Genomic DNA, 21130 nt, shown 5'->3' with positions numbered 1-21130 from the left:
GCGTCGTCAGAGGTTCAGGAGTTCGCGGGGCAGGGCTTCGGCCCACCAGTGTTCGACGCGGTCCGGGGGCCAGCCGCGTTCGGTGGTGAGGGTGGCGTAGACGTCGATGTTGCAGATGGCCGCGTAGATGTCGGCGGCGGTCGGCACGTCCAGGCCCGGGCGGAGGGTACCGGCCGGCCACGAGGAGAACACCGCCACGCGGGTCTCGGCGGCGCGGGCGCGGCTGTCGCGGTAGAGGGCGGCCAGTTCGGGTTCCGTACGGGCGGCTTCGCGTAGCGGGACGATGATGTCTCCGGCGTCTTCGTACAGGCGCCGGTCGAAGGCCGCCATCACGGCGAGTTGCCGCTCGGGCGTGGCCCCCGGGCTCTCCAGTTCGGCGAGTTGGCGCGAGGGGTCGGCGGACAGGCCGACGGCGTCCGCCAGCGCCCGGGTCAGGCCGGCCTTGTTGCCGTACACCGAGTAGACCGTCGGCACGGAGACGCCCGCCTCGCGTGCGACGTCGCGTACCGTCGTCGCCGTCCACCCGCGCGCGACGAAGAGGCGGCGCGCGGCCTGGGCGATCTCGGCGCGGGTCTCCATCGCCTGCGCCGTACGGCGCAGCGAGTCGTAGCGGCGACGGGTCCCCTCTGCGCTCATGCTGAGTGACGTTATCGCAGCAGCAGGGAGACGCTGTAGGCGACGATCCAGGTGATCCAGCCCAGCCAGCCGATCAGCCCGGCCAGCCCGAGACGGTTGCCGCCTTCGACGTTGTACGGGGCGGCGAGCGCGGACAGCAGGAGCAGGGCGGCGCTGACATATCCCAGGCCCGCCTGCCAGACGGGGACGAGGCCGGCGCTGACCCCGGCGGCGGTGAAGCCGAGCAGGGCCATGGCCAGGAATGCCTGGTTGAAGCCGAACAGCACGTTGCTCATCCCCCACAGGCCCGCCATCTCGCCGCGTCCGTGGCGGGCGGCCGTTGCCATGCCGAAGCGCAGTGCCTCGACACAGGTGAACGTGGCGTTCTGCAGCAGCACGCCGGCGAAGCCCACCAGCGCCCACGCGCTCTGATCTCCGTTTTCGTGCCACAGCACGGAGAGGAGTCCGGCGGCGAAGAGCGTGAGGCACAGCCAGGTCAGCGGCATGAGCACCGACGGCTTCTTCAGGGCGTCCGCGATTCCGCTGTACGAGTCGGTGGTCGCGTCCAGACCCTTGCCGGAGGTCGGGAGAGGGAGGCCGGAGCGGAGGTAGACGGCGTTGATGACGACTCCTACGAGCACGAACCCGATCCCGCCGAGCCCTCCCAGAACGGTGAACTCCATGCCGGCACTCCTCTGATGTTTTGAGTTAACGCTCCTTATAATCAATATATAGTACGTCAACCTGTTCGGAGGGAGACGAGTTTGCACCCTGGCGGTGGACAGGAGGGCGAGCCGCGATGGGCGGGGCTGTGGATCGAGCGCGGGCATCGCTCAGCATGCTGTCCGTGCCGCATGCAGGCCGGGGGCTCGCGGGTCGGTCCGGAGTTCAGGACGCATATCGTGCTGTCGTCACCGGCCCAGCATGCGATGGTCATTCGCGGCGAGACCGACTGCCACCATCTCCCACATCAGGTCGGTACGGGGGCGACGCGGGTGAGCGCGAGATCCTCCGCGGTGAACACGATCCTCAGCACGCTTCCGACGTGCCCTCTCACCATCGTTCCCTTCCTGGGTCCGAGCTGACGGCGACGACCTGAGGATCAGTTCTTCTTGCACCGGGCGGGCTTCGTCGCGTTGAGGTAGACCTCGTACACCAAGGACTCACCGTCGCAGAAGTAGCGGGGGTCGTACTCGAAGCTGTAGACGGCGCCGGACCAGCCGCCCGCTGTGAAGCTCGCCGAGATCGAGGGCGAGATCTTTTTCGACCCGTGGCAGTTCCAGCGAAGGTCGGAAGCATGGGCTGTCCTTCCTGCGTCAGCTCAGTGGGGGACGTCTCCTGTTGCAGGAGGCCCACTGGTTGTCCAGCGAGGGCGAGAGGCGCTGGACAATCAACGCACGGACCGGCCGGGGCAGTGACCTGCGGTGAGACGTTGTCAGGAGCCCGCGGGTCCCAGGGCTCGACTGGCGTCGAGGCTCATGTCCTGGGTGCCGATGACGGACAGGAGTTCCAGCTGGGCCGCCCCTCGGGTGCCGGCCGGCGCGGTGAACCACAGGAGGCGTTGCCGGCCGTCCTCGCTGAAGAGGCTGTGGCAGTCGACCTCGATGATGCCCAGCGTCGGGTGGACCAGGCGCTTGTGGTCGGCTCGGCGGAGGGCCACCCGGTGGTCGTCCCACAGGGTCGCGAACTCGGGGCTGCGGCGTCGCAGGGTGGCCACCAGGCGCAGGACGTGGGGGTCGCGGCCGCGGCGGGCGGCGACCGCGCGCAGGTCGGAGACGAAGACGCGGGAGTGGTGCGGGTGTTCGTCCGGGGGGTAGAGCGTGCGGGCAGCGGAGTCGGTGAACCAGCGGTAGACGTAGCTGGCCTGCGGGCCGGTCCGCATCGGGTGGCGGCCGATCAGGGCGGCGGCCAGGTCGTTCTGGGCCAGGGTCTCGTGCAGGTCGGTGATGATCATCGCCGGTGTGGTGGCGAGGCGGTCGAGCATGGCGAGCATGGCCGACTGGACGTGGGCGGTCGGGCCGTGTGCCGCCGGGACGGGGCGGCCCGCTAGGTGGAACAGGTGGTCGCGTTCGTCGCCCTCCAGGCGTAGCGCGCGGGCGAGTGCGGCCAGGGTCTGGGCCGAGGGCTGGGCGCCGCGGCCGCGTTCCAGCTCCGTGTAGTAGTCCGCCGACAGGCTCGCGAGCTGGGCGACCTCCTCGCGGCGCAGCCCGGGCACGCGGCGCCGGGGGCCGGTGGGCAGGCCGACGTCGGACGGCCGGACGCGGGCGCGGCGGGTCTTCAGGAACGCGGCCAGTTCGGGGAGGTTCACCTTTCCATGGTGACTCCTGGCGCAAGTCGTAGCCAGGGGGTGGTGACCCCTGGGTGAGCTCAGCCCTGGTGGGCGGGCGGACTTCGGGCGAGCGTGAACGGGAAACCGTTACCCCAAGCAGGAGGGCTCCTCATGCGTGTCATCATTCAGCGCGCGCTCGGCGGGCCGGGCGTGCTCGAACTCGCCGAGGTCGAGCGGCCGGAGCCGGGCTTCGGGCAGGTGCTCATCGCGACCGGGGCGATCGGGGTCAATCCGGTCGACGTGCACGTACGCTCGGGCGCCCTGCCGCTGCTCGGCGAGCCGCCGTTCACGCTCGGCTGGGACGTCGCCGGCGTCGTCGAGGCCGTCGGCCCCGGCGTGTCCGCGTTCTCCGAAGGCGACGAGGTGCTCGGGCTGCTCGCCATGCCGGGCGCGGGCAACACCTATGCCGAGTACGTGCTCGCGTCGGTCAACGAGATCGTGCCCAGGCCCGCGGGGCTGAGTGTCGAGCAGGCGGCGGGGCTGCCGATGGCCGGTCTCACCGCCTGGCAGGGTCTCGTCGGTCTGGCCCGGGTCGAGCCAGGGCAGCGGGTGCTGGTGCATCGTGCCGCCGGCGGTGTCGGGCATCTCGCTGTGCAGATCGCCAAGGCCCGGGGTGCTCATGTCGTCGCCACGGCGAGCGCGGGGAAGCATGAGCTGCTGCGCCGGCTCGGTGTGGATGAGCCGGTCGATTATCGGGCCCGCGACTTCACCGAGGTCGAGCCGGTCGATGTGGTGCTCGATCTGGTCGGCGGCTCGTACGGTGACCGGTCGGCACGCGTCGTTCGCCCGGGTGGGGTGCTGGTCAGCGCCTATCCGCAGGACACCGGGGTCACGCCGGAGCTGGTCGCCGGGCTCGGCATCCGGCATGCCGTCCTTGTCGTGCATTCGTCCGCTCCTGATCTCGCCCGGCTGACGTCGCTGGTCGGGGAAGGGCGGCTCACCGTGCACGTCGATCAGGTGTGGTCGCTGGCGGAGGTGGCCAAGGCGCACGAGGCCGTCGAAGGCGGGGCGGTCACGGGGAAGCTCGTGCTCGTGCCCTGATGAAGATCCCGTACGGACGAAGGTGAGGAGAATCATGAGACGTGGTATCGCCCTGTTCCTCGGTGCCGCACTGGCGGCGGGCCCCGGTCTGCCCGCGTACGCGCATCCCAGCCATCCGACGCCCACGACGACCGCTGCGGCCGATCCGGTCTACGGGAAGGGGTGGTCGCGGCGGGCGGCGATCGGTGGCGGGCCGCGGCAGGAGCACAGTGTCGCCGCGGTCGGTCACCGGGTCTACCTGCTGGGCGGCATCGTCCCCGACCCGGCCGGTGGTGTCGTGACGACCGGGCGGGTGGAGGTGTACGACACCCGGCGCGACACCTGGTCGGAGGCGGCCCCGCTGCCCGTCGTGATGAACCATCCCAACGTGGCGACCGTCGGCGGCCGGATCTACGTGCTCGGCGGGCTGTCCGGCGGCGCGTCGTGGCAGGCGGTGCGGGACAGCTTCGTGTACGACCCGCGTACCGGCCAGTGGACGCCGCTGCCGCCGATGCCCGCCGGCCTGGAGCGGGGCAGCGCCGCGATGGGCGTACGCGGGACGAAGATCTATCTCGCGGGCGGCATGCGCACACTGACGCCCGGTCCCGGGGGTCTCCAGGACACGGTGGACCTCGTGTCGTCGTACGACGTCGTGACCGGCCGGTGGGAGAGCCTGCCGAGCCTGCCGCAGGCGCGCGACCACGTCGGCGGCGCCGTCGTCGGCTCCACCTTCTACGTGCTCGGCGGGCGCGACCGGGGGCAGGTCAACGTGCGTGACACCGTGTACGCGCTCGACCTGCGCTCGCGTCGCTGGTCGGAGCGGGCGCCGATGCCGACGGCCAGGGGCGGGATCGCCGCCGCGGCCGTGGGCGGCCGGATCTACACGTTCGGCGGCGAGGGACGGCACGACGGGACGAACCCGAACACGGTGTTCTCCGAGGCCGAGGCGTACGACACGGCGCGTGACCGGTGGGTGCGCCTGGCGCCGATGCCGGTGCCCCGGCACGGGACCGCGGCCGTCGCGGTGGGCGGCACGATCCACATCCCCGGCGGGGGTACCGCCGCGGGCGCGGCCCCGGTGGACGTCAACGACGCCTACCGGCCGTAGAAGGCCGGCTCACAGCAGGCGGGAGCCGATGACGGTACGGGATCAACGTGCCGTCATCGGCTCCGGCGCGCGTGCCGTCTGCGGTTCCGAAGCCCGTGCCCCCGCCGGCTCCGGTGCGTGGTGGGCGCGGCGGTAGGCCAGGGGTGACAGGCCCACGTACGTGTAGAAGTGCTTGCGCAGCGCGACCGGGTCGCCGAAGCCGCAGGCGGCGGCGATCCGGGCGACGGGCAGGTCGGTGGACTCCAGCAGCAGCCGCGCGTGCGCCAGCCGCCGCAGCGCCAGCCACTTCAGCGGGCTGCTGCCCACCTCGCCGCGGAAGCGCCGGGTGAAGGTACGCACGCTCATGTGCGCGTGCCGGGCCATGTCCTCCAGCGTGATCGGCTCGGCCAGCCGGTCCAGCGCCCACTGCCGGGTCGCCGAGGTGGAGCGGTCGGTGTCCGGCGGGATCGGGTGCTCGATGAACTGCGCCTGCCCGCCCTCGCGCCACGGCGCCACCACGCAGCGCCGCGCGGCGGCCGAGGCCACCGCCGCGCCGTGGTCGAGGCGGACCAGGTGCAGGCACAGGTCGATGCCGGCCGCGCCGCCGGCGGAGGTCAGGATGCGTCCGTTGTCGACGAACAGCACGTCCGGATCGACCTCGACCTCGGGGAACAGCCGCGCCAGCGCGTCGCACAGCGCCCAGTGCGTGGTGGCCCGCCGGCCGTTCAGCAGACCGGCCGCGGCGAGCAGGAAGGCGGAGGTGCACAGGCTGACGATGCGCGTGCGCGGCCCGATGCGGGCCAGTGCCGCGGCGACCTCCTCGGGGAGCGCGCCGGTCGCGAGCAGGTGCTCGCCGGGCTCCTGGGTGGCGAGGACGACGGTGTCGGCGCTCTCCAGCGCCGACTCGTCGTGGTCGACGACGAGGCGATAGTCCTCGTGCGTGCGGACCGGCCGGCCGCCGAGGGAGCAGGTGGTGACGGAGTACAGCCGGGTCCCGTCCGGTTCACAGGCCTCGTTGAACACCCGGGCCGGGATGCCCAGGTCCAGCGGCAGGACTCCGTCGAGGGCGAGTACGGCGACACGATGCGGCATGGCTGGAATAGTACGATGGATGACTCTCCGGCCACTCACCCGCCTCCACGAACGCAGGCCAGTCTTGCTTCTGCCGGGACCGAGGAACGTCCCGGCGGGAGAAAGGTGAGACGAGATGATGCGAGCCGTCACCATTGAGGAGTTCGGCGGGCCGGACGTGCTGACCGTGCAGGACGTCGCGCGCCCCGAGCCGCTGCCGACCGAGGTGCTGGTACGGGTGCACGCCGCCGGGGTCAACCCGGTGGACTGGAAGACCCGCGTGGGTCACGGCATGGCGGGGCTGCAGACGTTCCCGCTGATCCTGGGCTGGGACGTCTCCGGCGTCGTCGAGGAGGTCGGCTTCGGCGTCACCACGCTCGCGCCCGGGGACGAGGTCTACTCCATGCCCTGGTTCCCGCGGGCCGCCGGCGCCTACGCCGAGTACGTGACCGCGCCGGCCCGCCAGTGGGCCCGCAAGCCGGCCACCCTCGACCACGTGCACGCGGCCGCCGTGCCGCTGGCGGCGCTGACCGCCTGGCAGGCCCTGGTCGACACCGCCCGCGTACAAGCCGGGCAGCGCGTCCTGATCACGGCCGCGGCCGGCGGAGTGGGTCACTTCGCGGTCCAGCTCGCCCGGCACCTGGGCGCCCACGTGATCGCCACCGCCAGTGCCGCCCGTCACCCCTGGCTCAAGGAGCTCGGCGCCGAGGAGGTCGTCGACTACACGGCCACCCCCTTCGAGCAGGCCGTCGAGGACGTGGACGTCGTCATCGACCTGGTGGGCGACGGGCAGGACCGGACCGGCACCCGTTCGATCGACGTCCTGCGTCCGGGTGGCCTGCTGGTCGCCGTACCCGGCGGGGTCTCCCCCGAGCTGGCTCAGGCCGCCGGGACGGCCGGCGTGCGCGTCACCCCGTTCCTGGTCGAGCCGGACGGTCCCGCGCTGGCCACGATCGCCGGCCTGATCGACGAAGGTCAGGTCGCTGTCGAGGTGGAGGAGACCTTCCCGCTCGACCAGGCCGGTACGGCGCACACCCGGGGCGAGGCCGGCCGTACCCGGGGCAAGCTCGTCCTCACCGTGGCCGGCTGAGCACGCCTGCCGGCCGTCCGGAAGACCGTCGTCACACCCACTCCCGCGCGCTGGTCCGGGGCCCGGCGCCGGCCAAGGAGCCCTCACCCGGGCGCGGGAGCCGGTCGATCCTCGGGCCCGCCCTGGACGGCCCGCGCCACCTGCTCGCGCAGCTCGTCGAAGCGTTCGGCGTGACGGCGCGCCCCGGGCGACCACCTGCCCACCAGCCGCCGCCACGCCTCGAACGGCGGGGCGATCTCCTCCATCCGGGCGACGGCCCGGTCGAGGCGTTCGCGCCGCTCGTCCAGCCGCCCGTCAGCGGCCCCGGCGGGCCCCGGCGGGCCCCGCCCGGCGGACCTGCCGATAGGCGGCCAGCGTGCACCACGACCGCCGTGGCGCCGACGCTGGACACCATGGCCGTCGTCGTGACCATGGCGGCCTTCACGCGAGCATTCATGGTCATATATTAAGACATCACTTATAAAAATCAGCGTTTTAACCGGCTATCTAGTGCTAACTAGTAAGTGTTAGCGTAGCGACATGCGGCGACTGGAAGTGGCGGCGGAGACCCGCCGGGCGGTGATGGGCCTGGCCCGGCGGCTGCGCGCCGAGCGCCCGGCCAACGCGCTCAGCAGTAACAAGCTGAGCGTCCTCGGCCATCTCTACCGCAACGGTCCCAGCACGCCGACGCGGATCGCCGCCGCCGAGCACCAACAGCCGCAGTCGCTCACCCGCGTGTTCGCCGAGCTGGAGGCCGAAGGGCTGATCGCCCGCAGGCCGAGCGAGCTCGACCGGCGCGCGTCCGTGCTCGACCTCACCGACGTGGGCCGCGACCTGCTGACGCGCGACATGGCCACCCGCGACCGCTGGCTCGCCACCGCCATGGAGACGCTGAACGAGACCGAGATCCAGGTCATCGGCCTGGCCGCGGCGCTGCTGGCGGAGCTGGCCGAAGACCGGAGGCCGCCCGCCGGCCCAGGAGACGGACCGGTGACCGGGGCGGCCGCCCGGCTCACCGAAGTGGAGTCGATGTGACCTCCTGGCTGGACCACGCGATCTGGTGGCACGTCTACCCGCTCGGCTTCACCGGCGCGGAGGCCACGGCCCCGGCCTCCGGCACGCCGCCGCGCCACCGCCTGCCGCAGTTGGAGAAGTGGCTCGACTACGCCGTCGACCTGGGCGTCTCCGGCCTGCAGCTGGGCCCGGTCTTCGCCTCCGAGACGCACGGTTACGACACCGTCGACCACTTCGCCATCGACCCGCGACTCGGCGACGACCACGACTTCGACCGGCTCGTCCAGGCCGCGGCCGACCGGGGGCTGCGCGTCGTGCTCGACGGCGTCTTCAACCACGTGGGCCGGGGCTTCCCGCAGTTCGCCGACCCCGGCCGCGCGCACTGGTTCCGGCCCGCGGCCGACGGCGGCCACGAGACCTTCGAGGGCCACCACTCCCTGGTGCGGCTCAACCACGACTCCCCCGACGTGCTCGACCACGTCGTCCGGGTGATGAACCACTGGCTCGACCGCGGCGCCGCCGGCTGGCGGCTCGACGCCGCCTACGCGGTGCCGCCCGCCTTCTGGCGCCAGACGCTCGACCGCGTACGCCCGGCCCACCCCGGCGCCTGCTTCGTCGGCGAGGTGATCCACGGCGACTACGCGGAGTACGTGGCGGCGAGCGGCCTCGACTCGGTCACCCAGTACGAGCTGTGGAAGGCCGTCTGGAGCTCGTTCAACGACCGCAATCTGTTCGAGCTGGCGTGGGCGCTCGACCGGCACAACGGCTTCCTCGAGTCCTTCCTGCCGCTCACCTTCGTCGGCAACCACGACGTGACCAGGCTGGCGAGCAGGCTCGACGACGAACGCCACGTGGGCCACGCGCTGGCCGTGCTGCTCACCGTGGGCGGCCTGCCGAGCCTCTACTACGGCGACGAGCAGGGGCTGCGGGGCGTGAAGGAGGAGCGCGCGGGCGGCGACGACGCGATCCGCCCGGCCTTCCCCGAGCACCCGGGCGACCTGGTGCCCACGGGCCGGTCGACGTACCGGCTGCACCAGCGGCTGGTCGGCCTGCGCCGCCGGAACCCGTGGCTGGTTCGCGCCCGCACGACCGTGCACCACCTGACCAACACGACGGCGGCGATCGAGGCGGCCGACGGCGCGGGCCACCGGCTGGTGACCCTGCTCAACCTCGGCGACCGGCCCCACCGTTTCGACTTCCCTCTCGGTTCCCCTCTCGACAGGGCCGGCCTCGCGACGGCCGACGCCTCGGCGCGGACGTCGGACCCGTGCCTGGTTCCCGCGCACGGCTGGGCGATAGTGCAGCGATCACCCGAACAGACGTCATAGCGGACGCCCCGGCCGTTTCGTTATTCGCGGCACGCTCGTCCTCACCGTGACCGGCTGATCGAGATCGCCGTCACAGCAGGCCCGCCTCGGCGAGGGCCCGGTGGTCGAACCTCCTGTTCACGACGTTGGGGTCGCGGACGTGGTGGCGGGCGACCGCGGCCGGGACCAGGCGCCGGTGCCTGATCTCGAACCGCGGCTCCCACGGGTGCGGCAGTGTCGCCGCCCGCCAGAAGGCGCGTACCAGGACCAGTCCCTGCTCGTGCCCGCGGACGCACTCGCTGCGGACGTAGCCGAGCAGCCGCGCCGCGGTGACCGTGACGCACGCCTCCTCCCACATCTCGCGGCGCAGCGTCTCCTCGTAGGTCTCCTCCCCTTCCGGGCGTCCTGCCGGGAAGCCCCAGTGCTCGCCGTCGTGGCTGATCAGGACCAGCTCGTCGGCGTCGGTCAGACAGACTCCGGCGGATCCGTGCGGTCTGCCCGGCGGGGGGTCGCCGGCGGGATGCCAGGACGCGAGCCAGCTCTGTCCCTGGCTCTGGACCGAGAGGGGTTCGTGGTCCAGGGCGGGCACGATCGGTTCAGTCATGGTCTACTCAAGCTTGCCCGGCCCTGGTCGGCGACCTCATCGTTGGATTATCCAACACCTTTTGAGGGGTCGGCCATGACGTCTCCCCTTGGTGCTCCGCAGCCGGCACGAGGTGCTGCACGCGGCCGCCGGGCTCGGCGCGCGACCCTGACTTCGGCCCGCCCGCCTCTGACCCGCGGTCACGTCAGGGAGGCGGTGCGGCAGCGGACGCGGACGGCGGGTCTGGCGCCGTGCGGTGGCCGCAGGGTCGAGGCGTGCGCGTGGACCAGGTCGTGCAGCCGGTAGCGGCCAGGGGCCGGCTCCTGGAGGAGGTGGGCGTGCACGAGGTGGTCCAGCAGCCGGCTCGCCCGGGCCGGAGTCGTGTTCAGCAGGACGGCGGCGGTGCCGAGGGTGAAGGACGAGTGGGGGGCCGCGCCCAGGAGGCGGTAGGCCCGCTGCTGGTCCGGGGGCAGGCGTTCGTAGGAGCGGTTGAGTGCGCCGGTGACGCTCTGGTGGCCGGCCGCCAGCTCGGCGAGGCGGTCGGTGGTCAGGCGGTCGAGGAGGTGGCGGGCGTTCCATGAGGGGTGGGCCTGGAGGCGGGCGGCGGCGAGCCGGATCGCCAGGGGCAGCAGGCCGCAGCGGCGGACGATCTCGGCCAGGACGTCAGGAGGCGTCTCCGGGGCGCAGACGGAAGTGACGGCTGGGTCGCCGCCGGAGGTGGCGTCGAGGGCGCAGCCGGCGGTGCGGACGAACAGGGAGACCGCCTCGGTCAGGGGCAACGTGTCCAGGGACAGGACGCGGGCGTCGCCGGGGCAGGTCAGGCGGTGGCGACTGGTGACGATCACCCGGCAGCCGGGCGTGGCGGGCAGGAGCGGGTGGAGCTGGTGTTCGTCGGCGGCGTCGTCCAGGACGATCAGCAGCCTGCGGTCGGCCAGGACGCTGCGGTACAGCGCGGCGCGGTCGTCCAGGTGCCACGGGACGTGCTCGGCGGGGACGCCCAGGGTGCGGAGCACGCGGGCGAGCGCGTCGCCCGGATCCACCGGCGCGGTCGCCTGAGCGTGGCCGTGCAGGTCCACGAAGAGCTGCCCGTCGGGGAAGTGGGGGGCCAGGCGGTGGGCGGCGTGCACGGCCAGCACCGTCTTGCCCGTCCCGGCCATGCCGGTGACGAAGACGACCGCCTGAGTGGTGCGGCTCGCCACGAAGGCCGCCTCGCGCTCCCGTACGCCGGACACGGCGAGGTCGGCGGGCAGCTGACGCGGGACGGTCCACGGGCGTGCGTCGGCAGCGTGGTCGGCGGGGCGGTGGGCAGCGTGGTCGGCAGGGCGGTCCCTGGCGACCGCGTTCAGGGCCGCCCGTTCGGCCCCGTCCAGGTCCAGGGCTTTGGCCAGCAGCAGGACCGAGGTGGTCCGCGGCCGGAGCAGCCCGTCGTTCTCCAGCCGGCGTACCGTCCTGACGTTCAGACCGGCCCGTTCGGCGAGTTGTTCCTGAGTCAGCAGCGCCCGCCGTCGCCACGTGCGCAGCAGTTCCCCCATCGACATCCCGGCACCGGGATTCATGGATCCGACACCCCCGTTCTTCTCGTCGGCCTGGCTCACGACGTATCCCCCGTCGTTCCTGACCATCGAAACCGCGTCCCGCCTGTTCAGGCCACCGTTCGGACGGCATTGGACGGAATCGGACGGGAGGGGCGAGCCAGGCATCGCGCGCAAAGATGATTGAGAGCGTGCGGGTCATTGGCCAGAATGAGCGCCATGGGCGAGCGAGGCGGGGGCGGCCGATCTCATGACGTGTGCCCCTACCAAGGGCTGGTCCCGTTCGAGAGCACGAAGGCGGAGCTGTTCTTCGGGCGGACGCGGGCGACCCGGAGCCTCCTGGAGCGCCTGGCCGGCCGGCTGGGCCGGCACGGGTCCGTCCTGCTCGTCTCGGGCGCCTCGGGGGTGGGCAAGTCGTCGCTGCTGCGGGCAGGGCTGCTGCCGGCGCTGGCGGAGGGGATGGCGCCGCTGCCCGGGTCGCGGAACTGGCCGCGGCTGCTGGTGACGCCGGGCGCGGATCCGTTCGGTACGCTCACCGCCGCGTGGGTGCGGCAGTTCGGCGGCACGGCAGAGACGACGGCCTCGCGATTACGCCACGCTCCGGCCGACGCCCTCACCGAGCGGTGTGTGCTGGTGGTGGACCAGTTCGAGGAGCTGTTCACCCTGGTGAGCGACGAGCGGGAGCGGCAGGCGTTCGTCCGGACGCTGCACGCCCTGGCGCGGGGCCGGGACGGCGCCGCGGTGATCGTCGGGGTGCGCGCCGACTACTGGGACCGGTGCGCCGCCTACCCGCAGTTCGCCGAGGCGATCCAGGACGGTCAGGTCATCGTCGAGCCGATGACGGAGCCGGACCTGCGGCTGGCCATCACCGGCCCGGCGGCCACGGCGGGCCTGCGGCTCGAACCGGGGCTGGTGGAGATCATCCTGGCGGAGCTGGGGGCCGGCGACCGGTACGAGGCCGGCGCCCTGCCCCTGCTCTCCCAGGCCCTGCGCAACACCTGGGAACGGCGCGAGAAGGACACGCTGACGGTCCGCGGGTACGAGGACTCCGGCCGGGTGCGCGACTCCGTACGGCGTACGGCCGACGAGGTCCTCGACGCGCTGCAGCCGGACGACCGCAAGGCCGCGCTGCGCATCTTCCGCCGGATGACCACGATCACCGCGGGCGGCCGGGTGGCGCGGCGCCGGGCGACGCTGTCCGAGCTGCACACCGCCGCGTCCGTCCATGACACGAGGGAGCGTACGGCGGCGCTGCTGTCCGCGTTCGCCGACCGCCGCCTGCTCACCCTGCACGAGGACAGCGCCGAGATCGCCCACGACGCCCTCCTGACCGCCTGGCCCGCCCTGCGTCAGTGGCTCGAACCGGATCTGGCCGCGCAGATGGTGTACGACGGGCTCGTCGAGGCGGCGGCGCAGTGGGCGGACAACCACCGCGACCCCGCCTTCCTCTACCGGGGCCCCCGGCTGCTGGCGGTCCAGGACAGCCGCCCCCGCTGGGAGCGCGACCCCGACAGCTTCCCTCCGCCCGGCGCCACCGTGGAGAGCTTCGTCACGGCCTCCGAGCGGGAGGCGCGGCGGGTGCACCGGCGCCGCCGGCTCGTCATGTCGGGCCTGGCGGCGCTGTCGGTGATCGCCCTGATCGCGGCCGGCGCCGCCGTCAGCGCGGCGGACACCGCGAACCGGCAGCGCGGCCTGGCCAGCTCCCGCCAGCTCGCGGTGCTGAGCGAGGTCACCGGCGACACCGCCCTGGCCTCGATGATGGCGGTGGCTGCGTGGCGGATCGCGCCCACCGATGAGGCCCGCAACCGGGTGCTGACCGCGGCCACCCGTACCGGCAGAGGGACCCTGACCGGGCACGAGCGAGGCGTCGAGGCGGTGGAGTTCAGCCCGGACGGCGCGCTCATCGCGACGGGCAGCGACGACGGGACGGCGCGGCTGTGGGACGCGGCGACACGGCGGCAGCTCGGCGCGCCGATCACGCGGGCGAAGTACGACTGTTCGAGCGTGCGGCTGGCCTTCAGCCACGACGGCCGGACGCTGGCCACGGCGTGCCTCGGCAACGTCCGGTTCTACGACGTGGCCACCCGCCGCGAGCTCGGCCCCGAGCTGAAGGCCGGCGGGGTCGTCAACGCGATCGCGTTCAACCCGGACGGCAGGACGCTGGCGACCGGCGACAGCGGCGGCGTGGTCCAGCAGTGGGACGTGGCCACGCGCCGCCCGCACGGGGCTCCCATGGGCCGGCCGCACGGGAAGGCCGTCTTTGGCATCACGTACGGCAAGGACGGGAAAATGCTGGCCACCGCCGGGGAGGACAAGACCGTGCGGCTGTGGGACACCGCCACGTCCCGGCAGCTCGGCAAGCCCTTCACCGGGCACACGCAGGCCCTGACGGACGTCGCCATCAGCCCGGACGGGTCGACGCTGGCCACCGTGAGCTGGGACCGTACCGGCCGGGTGTGGGACGTGGCCACGCGCGAGCAGAAGGGGCGGCTCAAGGACCGCACCGCCGGCTACCACTCGATCGCCTTCAGCCCGGACGGCACCAGGATCGCCACCGGCGGCGACAGCGGGCGCACCGTGCTGTGGGACACGGCCACCAGGGAGCAGCTGTTCGCGCTGTCCGACAACTACGCCGGGGTCGACGACATCACGTTCAGCCCGGACGGGACGGTGCTGGCCGCCGCCAGCGGCGACGGCGTGGTCCGGCTGGCCGACCCGCGGACGCTCCAGCAGAAGGGGACCCGGGTGCCGGCGTCGGGGGCCGTCGCGCTGAGCCCGGACGGGCGGATCCTGGTCACCGGCGTCGCCGACCCGAAGAGCCCCGACCTGCAGCTGTGGGACGCGGCCGGCCAGCGCCCCCTCGGCCCGCCGCTGCGTCCCGTGACCGCGCGCAGGTCGGCCGCGTACCAGTTCGCGTTCACCCCCGACGGGCGCAAGCTCCTGTCGGAGGGCCTGGACGGGATCCGGCTCTGGGACGTCGAGACCCGCCGTGAGATCGCGCACGAGAAGTCGCTGCACCACGCCAGGATCAGCTCCGACGGCAGGTTCGTCGCCGCCCAGCGGGACAAGTCGCTCGTGTTCTGGGATCTCGCGAGCGGCAAAGACTTCGGGCCGCGCATCACCGTACGCGACGCGACCGACGTCATCACCGCGATGGCGCTCAGCCCCGACGGCACGATCGTGGCGACCGCGGGCTTCGACAACCGGATCCGCTTCTTCGACGTCGCCACCGGTGCGGAGCGGCCCGGACCGACGTTCAAGGCGCACGGCGGGTTCGTCAACGACCTGGCCTTCAGTCCCGACGGCACGCGGCTGGCCGTGACGGCGTACGACAGCAGCGTGCGGCTGTGGGACGTGCCGCGCCGGCGCGCGGTCGGCATCGGCCTGATCGCCGAGGAGGGCACGGTGGGCGCGCTCGACTTCAGCCCTGACGGGAAGATCCTGGCCACCGGACTCACCAACGGCGAGGTGCAGCTCTGGGACCTGCTGACCTACCGGCCGCTCGGCGCCCCGATGACCGGCCACGACAAAGGTGTGACCGACCTCGCCTACGGCCGCGACGGGACGACCGTCGCGACGGCGTCGGGAGACAGGACCGCGCGGATGTGGAACGTCCGCACGCCTCCCGACCTGGTGGCCGCGGCGTGCGCCAACGCGGGCCGCTCCCTCACCCGCGAGGAGTGGGAGAATCTCGTGCCCCAGGAGGAGTACCGCCAGACGTGCCCCTGAGCTCGACCCTGAACCGACCACGGAGACGACGAGGATGTTCCTGCGAGGCTTACGGCGGCGGACAGGCAGGCCGGTCCCGGAGCTGGTCGCGTTGTTCCGTTCGATCGTCGAGGGCGGCCGCGACTTCCATCCGATCGCGTCCGACTTCCTGGAGCACTTCATGGACGGCGCGGGCGCGTCGCGGACGATGTCGCGGCGGTGGCTGCGCTCGTTCAAGGTGATCAGGAAGGCCGAGCGCAAGAACCAGCGCCGCTTCGAACGCCAGCTCATCCGGAGCGCCCGGCAGCTCCGGGAGGGAGAGTCGAGCTGGCTGCACGACCACTGGGACGCGCGGATCAACGCCTTCATCGGTACGGAGCTGTTCTACGTCAGCAGGATGAGCCTGCTGCGCTCGCAGGGGTCGTTCGTGCTGACCAGGGACGGGCCCGACGTGAGCGTGTCCGGCACGGTCCGGCACCGCTGGTTCGACCCCTACGACTGGGACCGGGGCCGCTGGGTCTACATCCCGCGCCACGGGTTCGTGCCCATCGCGGTCGGCCGTGACCTGGTGGAGGCCGACGAGGCGCGCAACTTCCTGATGGAGTCACGGCACGTGCAGACACTGGAGGGCCGCTGCCGCGACGGCCGGCGCGGGAACGAGTTCGTCTGGTCTCTGGTACGGGCGGGAGAGGGATGATCGAGGAGCGTCCCCGGCCCCCGGACCCCTCCGGGGCGGGCGGCACCGCGGACTTCGTCGGGGCGCTGGTCCGGCTCAAGCAGTGGGCGGGCGAGCCGTCCCTGAGCAGGCTGCGTGCGCTCGGCGGCCAGACCACGGCCGCCGACGGGGCCACGGTCGACACTCTGCCCAAGAGCACGGTCTCGCACGTGCTGCGGCAGACCGACCGGCTGCCGCGCTGGGACTTCGTCCGGGCCTTCGTCACCGCCTGCTTCCGCTACTGCGAGTACCCGGCCGAGCTGATCCCCGGCGAGCTCGAACGCTGGCGCGCGGCCAGAACGGCCCTCGCCGAACCGTCCGCCCCCGCTGTCGTATCGCCTCCTGAGCTGCCTCCCACCACGCCCGACCCCGCTGTGGAGCTGCTGATCCGCCGCGTGCTCCGCGAGGAGGACCGGGCCCGCAAGGGGCTGCTCGGCGGCTACAACCTCGCGGCGCTCTCCTTCAGCCGGTACGGCGACCCCGCCGAGACCACCCACGACCTGCACACGATCGGCCGGTTCTTCGGCGGCCTCAGTCCGCGCCGCCTGCTGGTCGTCGGCGAGTCGGGGGCGGGCAAGACGGTGCTGGCGATCGAGCTGGTGCTGCAACTGCTGGAGCCCGTCCTGGCCGGCCGCCTCGACCAGGGGCAACCGGTGCCGGTACGGCTGAACGCGGCCCGCTGGACCCTCGGCAGGCCGTTCGAGACCTGGCTGGCCGAGCAACTGGCGCAGGACTTCGGGCTGGCGGCCGGGGACGCGCAACGGCTCGTCCGTGACCGCCGGGTGCTGCCGGTGGTGGACGGGCTGGACGAGCTCGACCCCGAGCCGGGCTGGGGCCCGCCACGCCGGGCGATCGGGCTGCTGGCCGAGCTCAACCGCTACAGCGACCTGTCCGGCCGGCGTCCCGGCGCGGTCGTCGTGACCTGCCGCGCCGACCGGCACGCCGAACTGCGCGAGGCAGGGGCCGGGCTCGCCGACGCCGCGCAGATCCACCTGCACGCCCTGACCGACCAGCAGATCGGCGCGTACCTGCGGGCCCGCTGGCCGGACGGGCACCCGCACGCCTCGAAGCGCGAGGCCGTGCACGAGACGCTGTCCGGGCCGGCCGGCAAGGCGGTGCACGCCGCGCTCTCCACGCCGTGGCGGCTGGTGCTGACCGTGACCGCCGTGGAGTCCGGCGCCGATCCGGACAAACTGCTGCGGGTGGAGCCGGGGCTCGACAGCGGTGAGGGGGCGGCGCGGATCGTCAGGAGGCTGCTGGAGGCGTACGTGCCGGCGGCGACCGTGCTCACGCCCCGTACCGCGCAGGGGGCCGCGTACCAGCCGGATCAGGTGCGGTCGTGGCTCGTGCTGCTGGCCGGGCACCTGCGCCGGCAGGCCGCGCGGGGAGCCGAGGCGGACCGGCCGCCGCCGGGACTGACCGCGATCGACATCGTCCCGCACCTGCTCTGGCCGATCGGCGGGCGGCGGATCGTGCTGATCGTGCACTTCCTGGCCTGCGTGCTCTTCGCGTGCGTCGCGATGCTGGCGTTCTGGACGGGGTCGGCGGCCGGCGTCGCCGGGACCGGCGCCGAGCGGCTGCTCACCCTGACGCTCATGGTGAGCTGGGTGAGCCTGGCCACCGGCCTGTCGCTGTCGCCCTGGCCGGCCGCCGCCGGCGGGCGCAGCGAGGTCCCCCGGCGGCGACGGGTGATCGGCGGCCTGCTCGGCGCCCTGGCCGGAACGCCCGTCGGGGTGCTCGGCGGCCTGGCCGGGCTCATGCTCACCGGCGGCAGGGCCTTCGGGCCCGGCTTCGCCGTCACCGCGGGCGGCACCGGCGGGCTGGTGCTCGGAGCGGTCATCGGGCTGACGGCGGCCGGGCGCAGGGGTGCGGAGCGGATGACCGTCTCCGAGGTGGTCCGCGCGGAGCCGTTCACCCTGCTCGGCTTCGGGCTGTGCGGCGCCCTCACCGGCCTCGCGCCCCTGCGGCTGGCCCACGCGGGCCCGCTGCCGCTGGCGGCGGGGGTGGCCGGCTCCTTCGTGCTCGCCTTCGCGCTGGGGGTCGTCTTCAAGATCGCCACAGGCGGCTGGAGCAGGGACGCCGAGCTGGCCCACCCGCGCGAGGCCCTGCACCGCAACCCCCTGATCGGCCTCGCCTTCGGCCTCACCGGCGGGGTCGCCGCCTTCCTGGTGTTCATCATGAACACCGGCGTCGTGGAGTCACTGGTGTGCGCCCTCGTCGGCGGGGTGACGTTCGGCCTGGCCTTCGGCGCGGTCGCCTGGGCCCGCACGATGATCGGCCTGGTCGTGGCGGCCATGCGGCACCTGCTGCCGCTGCGCCTGTGGGCCTTCCTCGACTGGGCCTGCGAGGCCCGGCTGCTGCGGGTCAGCGGCGCGACGTACCAGTTCCGGCACCGGGAGCTGCAGAACTTCCTGACACCGCCCGACGGCGGCGGATGAGTTCACCCCTCCAGGGGTTCGACCTCGTACGGGTCGACGACGAAGTAGCCGTCATGGGCGGTGCACGCGCCGGGCGGCTCGGTGAACGTGGAGATCCTGGGGATGGGCGGCTTCAGAACGGGCGGAAAGTTCGAGCCGCCCGCGTCGATCAACGTACCCTCGAAAACCCCTCCCACCTGGGGAATCTCGACGCCGCGCCGGCCGTCCCCGGCCCGGGCCGGCTTCGTGCCCTCGGGCCACAGCGGAATCAGCGTCCTGTCCTGCCGATCGGTTTCATGCCTCGTGACCACCAGGCATCGCTCGTCCTCCAGCCATTCCAGCCGCGCCGTCAACGGCATCAGGTTGGAGTAGAACTCTCCCCGATACACGACGATGGCCGGATCGGTGCCGATGACGGAGTGGCACACCTCGTCCGTGGGACACGGTGCGGGCCGGGTGGCCTCGGGTGCGTCCAAGGTGCAGGCCGTCGTACTCACGACCGCGACGAGCAGGGCGACGGCTGCGGATAGTCGCCTCACGGGGCGGCCTCCTTCCGGCGAGCGTTGGCTAGACCGTCCCGCATGGGCGGCGGTGGCCGCAAGGAGTCGGAGGGTGTGCGTTCGCGCGTGGGTCGGCGATGCTGGGGCGTGTGCAGTACGTGTCCCTGGTGCCGCGGCCGCCTCTGGACGGGCTGATCGACGACCTCTACTACCTGGAGGGCAGCCCGCCGTACCCCCGGCTGCGGTTGCCGCCGATGCCGGCGGCGTTGTTCGTGCTCAACCTCGGGCCGCCGTTCCGCATCCGCGCCGGCGCCGGGACGGACGGGTACGACGACGGTTGCGTGATCACCACGCCCACCCGCGCCTTCGAGTTCGGCTACCCGCCGGGCACCAGGTCGGTGGGGGTGCACTTCAAGCCGTGGGGGCTGGCGCCGTTCCTGGGGATGCCCGCGGCGGAGCTGCGGGACCTGCCGGTGACGGTGGAGCAGATCTGGGGGCGGGCCGCCGTCGCCGAGCTGCGCGAGCGGCTGGCCCTGGCGGCCGGGCCGGGCGAGATGCTGGCGCTGCTGGAGAGTGAGCTGCGGCGGCGGCTCACCGGGACCGGCGGGCTACGGCTCACCGCGACCGGCGGGCTGTCACTGCGGCGGCTCGACGAGACCAGCGGGCTGGAGCTGGTCCGGCACGTGAGCGGCGTCATCGTGGCGACGGGTGGCACGGCGGCGATCGGGGATCTGAGTGAGGCCGCCGGAGTCAGCAGCACCTATCTGGCGCAACGGTTCAAGGCTCTCGTCGGTGTCACGCCGAAGCGGCTGGCCCGCACCTACCGTTTCGCCAGCACTCTGCTCTCGATCGATCCCGCGCGGCCGGTCGACTGGTCCGAGCTCGCCGGGCGGGCGGGCTACTTCGACCAGGCGCACTTCGGGCACGAGTTCCGGGCGTTCACCGGGCTGACGCCGACCCGGTACCTGGAGATCCGGCGGCGGTTCCTGCGTGAGCATCCCGGCCACGTGCTGGACGGCTGGCCGCTGCCGGCCGATTGATTTCTTACAAGAGCCGGCACCCTCCGGCACGCCAGGATGAGCACTCCCCCGATGAAGAGGAGAGAGCTCGTGGGCAAGGTGGTCATGTACAGCTCGGTGTCGGTCGACGGCTTCATCGCCGACCGGAACGACCAGGTCGGGCCGCTGTTCGAGTGGCTGTCCAACGGTGACGTCCCGCTGGACGAGAGCGGGCAGGTCAAGGTGTCTCAGGCGTCGTACGACTACACCCGCCCGTACTGGGACGAGATCGGCGTGACGATCGCCGGCCGCCACGTCTTCGACCTGACGGACGGCTGGGGCGGCGAGCCGCCGAGCGGGATCGCCCACGTGGTCGTGGTGACGCACCGGCCGAGCCCCGAGGGCTGGGACCCCGAGGCGCCGTTCCACTTCGCCGACAGCGTAGCGGCTGCCATGGCGAAGGCGCGGGAGCTCGCGGGCGAGCGTACGGTCGAGGTCGCCGCCGGGGACGTCGGCGGCCAGATGCTGGCCGCGGGGCTGGTCGACGAGGTGGCCATGGACGTGGTGCCCGTGGTGTTCGGAGCGGGCAAGCGCTACTTCGGCTCGGTCGGCGGGCAGCACCTGCTGGAGGACCCCCACGTGGTGATCCAGGGGAACCGGGTGCTGCACCTGCGTTACCGCGTGCGCCGGTGAGCTCGTCCTCGGAGATCTGTCGTTCGCCGCTGCTATAGATGAGGCCGGTACCTGATCTCCACGACAAGAGGATGGCCGATGGCATCGGTGACGTTTCGCGACGAGTCCGCGACCGGGCGGGCGTTGGAGGAGTTCTCCGTGCCCGGCCTTCCCGAGCGCATCTCGGCCAGAGAGCTGGTACGGCTGCGCGTGCGCGAGGAGGTGGCCCGGCACAACGCCTCCCCCACGGCGCACTTCCGGGGCCTGGTCAAGCCGACCGACGCCGAGGCCGAGCTGAACGGCTACCGCTTACGCACCGCGCGCCGGCTCGACTGGGAGCGGCAGGCCGACGCCACCGAGGCCGCGTTCGCCCGCAACGGGTTCCTGCTGCTGGTCGGCGACCGGCAGATCGAGGACCTGGACGTGCTGATCGATCTGGCCGCCGACCCCGTCGTGTCGTTCGTCAAGCTCGTCCCGCTGGTCGGTGGCTGAG

The 21130-nt window shown here is 72.8% G+C and carries 19 protein-coding genes; 11 read left to right on the top strand and 8 right to left on the bottom strand.

All coding sequences use genetic code 11. The features are described from left to right. Positions 1 to 6: 6 nt before the first annotated feature. The 3 genes from OIE67_RS52885 to OIE67_RS52875 form a co-directional block, all read right to left on the bottom strand. Positions 7 to 636 (bottom strand): TetR/AcrR family transcriptional regulator, encoded by a 630-nt coding sequence (locus OIE67_RS52885; protein WP_326634758.1) that lies wholly within the window; start codon positions 634 to 636, stop codon positions 7 to 9. 11 nt (positions 637 to 647) lie between these two features. Continuing rightward, the gene (locus tag OIE67_RS52880) at positions 648 to 1298 is read right to left on the bottom strand and encodes a hypothetical protein (RefSeq protein ID WP_326634757.1); all 651 of its coding nucleotides are present in this window, start codon (positions 1296 to 1298) and stop codon (positions 648 to 650) included. Positions 1299 to 2050: 752 nt separating this feature from the next. Next, complete coding sequence (locus OIE67_RS52875) at positions 2051 to 2923, bottom strand: helix-turn-helix transcriptional regulator (RefSeq protein WP_326634756.1); 873 nt, start codon at positions 2921 to 2923, stop codon at positions 2051 to 2053. Positions 2924 to 3055: 132 nt separating this feature from the next. Between OIE67_RS52875 and OIE67_RS52870 the strand changes: the two genes are divergently transcribed. Continuing rightward, positions 3056 to 3985 carry an NADP-dependent oxidoreductase gene (locus tag OIE67_RS52870; protein WP_326634755.1) on the top strand — a complete coding sequence of 310 codons (930 nt, stop codon included), beginning with the start codon at positions 3056 to 3058 and terminating at the stop codon, positions 3983 to 3985. Positions 3986 to 4019: 34 nt separating this feature from the next. Then, a complete protein-coding gene (locus tag OIE67_RS52865; RefSeq protein WP_326634754.1) occupies positions 4020 to 5072 on the top strand; it encodes a Kelch repeat-containing protein in 1053 nt (350 codons plus the stop codon). A 42-nt stretch (positions 5073 to 5114) separates the two neighbouring features. Here the strand turns inward: OIE67_RS52865 and OIE67_RS52860 are convergent, their stop codons facing one another. After that, positions 5115 to 6143 carry a GlxA family transcriptional regulator gene (locus tag OIE67_RS52860; protein WP_326634753.1) on the bottom strand — a complete coding sequence of 343 codons (1029 nt, stop codon included), beginning with the start codon at positions 6141 to 6143 and terminating at the stop codon, positions 5115 to 5117. A 115-nt stretch (positions 6144 to 6258) separates the two neighbouring features. Here OIE67_RS52860 and OIE67_RS52855 point away from each other — a divergent pair, with 115 nt between their 5' ends. After that, positions 6259 to 7212 (top strand): NADP-dependent oxidoreductase, encoded by a 954-nt coding sequence (locus OIE67_RS52855; RefSeq protein ID WP_326634752.1) that lies wholly within the window; start codon positions 6259 to 6261, stop codon positions 7210 to 7212. An 83-nt stretch (positions 7213 to 7295) separates the two neighbouring features. On the opposite strand, the gene OIE67_RS52850 is transcribed toward OIE67_RS52855, so the two are convergent. Then, complete coding sequence (locus tag OIE67_RS52850; protein ID WP_326634751.1) at positions 7296 to 7457, bottom strand: hypothetical protein; 162 nt, start codon at positions 7455 to 7457, stop codon at positions 7296 to 7298. A 274-nt stretch (positions 7458 to 7731) separates the two neighbouring features. On the opposite strand from OIE67_RS52850, the gene OIE67_RS52845 reads away from it, so the two are divergent. After that, positions 7732 to 8226, top strand: a complete 495-nt coding sequence (locus OIE67_RS52845) for a MarR family winged helix-turn-helix transcriptional regulator (protein ID WP_326634750.1) — start codon at positions 7732 to 7734, stop codon at positions 8224 to 8226. Then, positions 8223 to 9533 carry an alpha-amylase family protein gene (locus OIE67_RS52840; RefSeq protein WP_326634749.1) on the top strand — a complete coding sequence of 437 codons (1311 nt, stop codon included), beginning with the start codon at positions 8223 to 8225 and terminating at the stop codon, positions 9531 to 9533. Before OIE67_RS52845 ends, OIE67_RS52840 begins: the two co-directional genes overlap by 4 nt. A gap of 70 nt (positions 9534 to 9603) precedes the next feature. On the opposite strand, the gene OIE67_RS52835 is transcribed toward OIE67_RS52840, so the two are convergent. After that, on the bottom strand, positions 9604 to 10116 hold the full coding sequence (locus OIE67_RS52835; RefSeq protein ID WP_326634748.1) for an NUDIX hydrolase: 513 nt from the start codon (positions 10114 to 10116) through the stop codon (positions 9604 to 9606). Between the two features lie 179 nt (positions 10117 to 10295). Next, on the bottom strand, positions 10296 to 11690 hold the full coding sequence (locus tag OIE67_RS52830; RefSeq protein WP_326634747.1) for an ATP-binding protein: 1395 nt from the start codon (positions 11688 to 11690) through the stop codon (positions 10296 to 10298). Between the two features lie 156 nt (positions 11691 to 11846). On the opposite strand from OIE67_RS52830, the gene OIE67_RS52825 reads away from it, so the two are divergent. The 3 genes from OIE67_RS52825 to OIE67_RS52815 all read left to right on the top strand — a co-directional run bounded on the left by OIE67_RS52825 (position 11847) and on the right by OIE67_RS52815 (position 18488). Next, on the top strand, positions 11847 to 15356 hold the full coding sequence (locus OIE67_RS52825) for an nSTAND1 domain-containing NTPase (RefSeq protein WP_326634746.1): 3510 nt from the start codon (positions 11847 to 11849) through the stop codon (positions 15354 to 15356). 91 nt (positions 15357 to 15447) lie between these two features. After that, on the top strand, positions 15448 to 16032 hold the full coding sequence (locus tag OIE67_RS52820; RefSeq protein WP_326634745.1) for a hypothetical protein: 585 nt from the start codon (positions 15448 to 15450) through the stop codon (positions 16030 to 16032). Next, the gene (locus OIE67_RS52815) at positions 16029 to 18488 is read left to right on the top strand and encodes an NACHT domain-containing protein (protein ID WP_326634744.1); all 2460 of its coding nucleotides are present in this window, start codon (positions 16029 to 16031) and stop codon (positions 18486 to 18488) included. Before OIE67_RS52820 ends, OIE67_RS52815 begins: the two co-directional genes overlap by 4 nt. 2 nt (positions 18489 to 18490) lie before the next feature. Here OIE67_RS52815 and OIE67_RS52810 read toward each other — a convergent pair whose 3' ends face one another. Next, positions 18491 to 19006, bottom strand: coding sequence for a hypothetical protein (locus OIE67_RS52810; protein WP_326634743.1), 516 nt, complete (start codon positions 19004 to 19006; stop codon positions 18491 to 18493). Positions 19007 to 19116: 110 nt separating this feature from the next. On the opposite strand from OIE67_RS52810, the gene OIE67_RS52805 reads away from it, so the two are divergent. From OIE67_RS52805 to OIE67_RS52795, 3 genes are all read left to right on the top strand, one after another. After that, positions 19117 to 20007: a helix-turn-helix domain-containing protein gene (locus OIE67_RS52805; protein ID WP_326634742.1), complete on the top strand. Its 891-nt coding sequence runs from the start codon at positions 19117 to 19119 to the stop codon at positions 20005 to 20007. A gap of 51 nt (positions 20008 to 20058) precedes the next feature. Beyond that, positions 20059 to 20658, top strand: a complete 600-nt coding sequence (locus OIE67_RS52800) for a dihydrofolate reductase family protein (protein ID WP_326634741.1) — start codon at positions 20059 to 20061, stop codon at positions 20656 to 20658. A gap of 78 nt (positions 20659 to 20736) precedes the next feature. Further along, positions 20737 to 21129, top strand: coding sequence for a hypothetical protein (locus OIE67_RS52795; protein ID WP_326634740.1), 393 nt, complete (start codon positions 20737 to 20739; stop codon positions 21127 to 21129). Position 21130: the final 1 nt, after the last annotated feature.

Origin of the sequence: Nonomuraea fuscirosea (genome assembly GCF_035917475.1) — a bacterium.
GTDB classification, from domain to species: domain Bacteria; phylum Actinomycetota; class Actinomycetes; order Streptosporangiales; family Streptosporangiaceae; genus Nonomuraea; species Nonomuraea fuscirosea.
This window is presented reverse-complemented; position numbering and strand designations above follow the sequence as displayed.

What these genes read in the sequence shown, in the direction of transcription:
- OIE67_RS52800 (WP_326634741.1), top strand. Translation starts at nt 20,059, where the DNA reads ATGAAGAGGAGAGAGCTCGTGGGCAAGGTGGTCATGTACAGCTCGGTG.
- OIE67_RS52845 (WP_326634750.1), top strand. Translation starts at nt 7,732, where the DNA reads ATGCGGCGACTGGAAGTGGCGGCGGAGACCCGCCGGGCGGTGATGGGC.
- OIE67_RS52835 (WP_326634748.1), bottom strand. Translation starts at nt 10,116, where the DNA reads ATGACTGAACCGATCGTGCCCGCCCTGGACCACGAACCCCTCTCGGTC.
- OIE67_RS52850 (WP_326634751.1), bottom strand. Translation starts at nt 7,457, where the DNA reads ATGGAGGAGATCGCCCCGCCGTTCGAGGCGTGGCGGCGGCTGGTGGGC.
- OIE67_RS52795 (WP_326634740.1), top strand. Translation starts at nt 20,737, where the DNA reads ATGGCATCGGTGACGTTTCGCGACGAGTCCGCGACCGGGCGGGCGTTG.
- OIE67_RS52880 (WP_326634757.1), bottom strand. Translation starts at nt 1,298, where the DNA reads ATGGAGTTCACCGTTCTGGGAGGGCTCGGCGGGATCGGGTTCGTGCTC.
- OIE67_RS52815 (WP_326634744.1), top strand. Translation starts at nt 16,029, where the DNA reads ATGATCGAGGAGCGTCCCCGGCCCCCGGACCCCTCCGGGGCGGGCGGC.
- OIE67_RS52870 (WP_326634755.1), top strand. Translation starts at nt 3,056, where the DNA reads ATGCGTGTCATCATTCAGCGCGCGCTCGGCGGGCCGGGCGTGCTCGAA.
- OIE67_RS52865 (WP_326634754.1), top strand. Translation starts at nt 4,020, where the DNA reads ATGAGACGTGGTATCGCCCTGTTCCTCGGTGCCGCACTGGCGGCGGGC.
- OIE67_RS52855 (WP_326634752.1), top strand. Translation starts at nt 6,259, where the DNA reads ATGATGCGAGCCGTCACCATTGAGGAGTTCGGCGGGCCGGACGTGCTG.
- OIE67_RS52825 (WP_326634746.1), top strand. Translation starts at nt 11,847, where the DNA reads ATGGGCGAGCGAGGCGGGGGCGGCCGATCTCATGACGTGTGCCCCTAC.
- OIE67_RS52860 (WP_326634753.1), bottom strand. Translation starts at nt 6,143, where the DNA reads ATGCCGCATCGTGTCGCCGTACTCGCCCTCGACGGAGTCCTGCCGCTG.
- OIE67_RS52885 (WP_326634758.1), bottom strand. Translation starts at nt 636, where the DNA reads ATGAGCGCAGAGGGGACCCGTCGCCGCTACGACTCGCTGCGCCGTACG.